Source organism: Streptomyces sp. (assembly GCF_050698815.1).
In the GTDB taxonomy this organism is placed as follows: domain Bacteria; phylum Actinomycetota; class Actinomycetes; order Streptomycetales; family Streptomycetaceae; genus Streptomyces.
The window spans coordinates 1-2,296 of the sequence record NZ_JBOHCV010000458.1 but is presented as its reverse complement, the minus strand read 5'-3'; the positions used below and the strand labels follow the sequence as shown (position 1 = coordinate 2,296).

Sequence of the window (2,296 nt, the reverse complement as noted above, 5' to 3'; positions counted from 1 at the left end):
CGACCTGACCACAGCGATCAAGGCGCGCGACGAGCTGCGCTCCGCCACCCTCCGGATGACCCTCACCGCGATCACCAAGGAGGAGGTCGCGGGCACGTCGGCGCGTGAACTCTCCGACGACGAGGTGCAGACGGTCATCACGCGGGAGGCGAAGAAGCGCCGCGAGGCGGCCGAGGCCTTCGACGGCGGCGGCCGCGCCCAGCAGGCCGAGCGGGAGCGGGCGGAGGGCGAGGTGCTCGCCGACTACCTGCCGAAGCAGCTGACGGACGAGGAGTTGGACGCGCTGGTCGGCGAGGCCGTCGCGGAGGCGCAGGCGGGCGGTGCCGAGGGGCCGCGGGCCATGGGTGCCGTCATGAAGATCGTCAACCCGAAGGTGTCGGGGCGGGCCGAGGGCGGCCGGGTGGCCGCCGCCGTCAAGAAGCGGCTGGCGGCCGGCTAGCACCGCACGGCACGCATTCGCGCACGCACGTACGCACGCGTAAGGGGCGCCCTCCCAAGAGGGCGCCCCTTACAACGTGTTCGGGCCGGGCAGCGGCCACGTCTCGCTAACCGCCGGTTCCGCCGCTGCGGCGCCCGCCGTTGCCGGCACCGCCGAAGTCCCAGCCGCCGTTACCGTCGCCGCCGTCCGAGCCACCGATCGAACCGCCGTCCGCACCACCGCTGTCGGCGCCGCCGATGAAGTCGGGCGGCACGGTGGGCCAGGAGTCGCCCGGGTCGTCCGGCGGCTTGGGCCGGTCGCGGTCACCGCGGCCCTTGCCCTTGCCCTTGCCCTTCTTGTCGTCCTTGATCGGGACGTGGTGGAAGCCCGGGGCGGGTTCGCCCGCAAGCGCTCCGGACATCGCGTCCCGCCAGATCGGACCGGGGACCTCACCGCCGAAGACCTTCTCGTGGTAGACGCCGCCGATGGAGATGTCGGTCATCTGCGTCTTGTGTTCGGGGTCGCCGACCCAGACGGCGCCGGACATGTTCGGCGTGTAGCCCACGAACCAGGCCGCGTACCGCTGGTCCGTCGTGCCCGTCTTGCCCGCGCTGTCGCGTCCGCTCAGCCCGGCCTTCTTACCGGTGCCGTCCTCGACCACACCGCGCAGCAGTGAGTTGACGGTGTCCGCGGTGCGCTTGCTCATCGCGCGCTCGCAGGAGGTCTTCGGCACCGGCAGCTTCTTGCCGTTCGCGTCGGTGATCGACGACACCGCGACGGGCGTGCAGTGCACTCCCCGGTTGGCGAAGGTGGCGTATCCCTCGGCCATCGTCAGCGGCGACATCTCCTGGGTCCCCAGCGTGATCGAGGGGACCTGGTCGATCTTCTTGCCGTCGGCGCGCTGGATCCCCATCTTCTTCGCCATCTTGGTGACGGGACAGACGCCGGTGTCACTGATGAGGGAGACGAAGTAGGTGTTGACCGACTTCGCGGTCGCCTCCTTCATCCGGTACGGGCCGACCTCGCGCCGGTTCTCGTTCTCGACCGGCGCGCTGCCGCTCCACTGTCCCTTGCACGTCTGCACCGGGGACGGATACTTCATCTTGTACGGCGACGGGTATTTCTTGTACATGCTGGTACCGCGCTCCAGCGCCGCCGCCGCGACCACCGGCTTGAAGGTGGAGCCCGGCTGGTAGCCCGCTCCGCCGCCCATGTCGTCGTCCACGGACAGGTTCATCTCTGTCTCGTTCTTGCCGTAGCCGTACGGCCGTGACTGCCCCATGCCCAGGATCTTTCCCGTGCCGGGCTCGACGATCGAGGCGGCCGTCGCCACCTTGTCCGACTGGTTCACGTGCTGCTGTATCGAGGACTCGACCGACTTCTGCGCCTTCGGGTCCAGGGTGGTCCTGATGGTCAGGCCGCCCTGGTTCCAGCGCTTGGCCCGTGACTTGGCGGTCTTGCCGAAGGCGGGGTCGTTGAGGACCACTTCGCGCACGTAGTCGCAGAAGAAGCCGGCCCCGTTGGAGGCGGTGATGCAGCCGTTCCGGGGCTTGCTGATCTTGAGACCGAGTGGCTTGCCTCTCGCCTCCCGTGCCTGCTCGCCGGTGATGTCTCCCAGGGAAGCCATCCGGGACAGCACCATGTCACGCCGCTTCTTGGCCCGCTCCTCGTACTGAACCGGGTCGTACCGGCTCGGCGACTGCACGACACCGGCCAGCAGCGCGGACTCCTCCACCTCGAGGTCCTTGGCGGACTTGGAGAAGTAGCGCTGGGCCGCGGCCTCCACGCCGTACGCCTGCTGCCCGAAGAAGGTGATGTTGAGGTAGTTCTCCAGGATCTTCTTCTTGCCGAGGCTCTCCTCGACCTGGATCGCGTACT

The 2,296-nt window shown here is 69.1% G+C and carries 2 protein-coding genes; one reads left to right on the top strand and one right to left on the bottom strand.

Annotated features, from left to right (window positions below; all coding sequences use genetic code 11):
• Positions 1 to 439: GatB/YqeY domain-containing protein (locus tag ACRDP3_RS16675; protein WP_431517750.1), on the top strand; the 439-nt coding region annotated here is incomplete at its 5' end.
• 106 nt (positions 440 to 545) lie between these two features.
• On the opposite strand, the gene ACRDP3_RS16670 is transcribed toward ACRDP3_RS16675, so the two are convergent.
• Positions 546 to 2,296 (bottom strand): transglycosylase domain-containing protein (locus tag ACRDP3_RS16670; protein WP_431517749.1); only part of this gene is annotated, 1,751 nt, incomplete at its 5' end.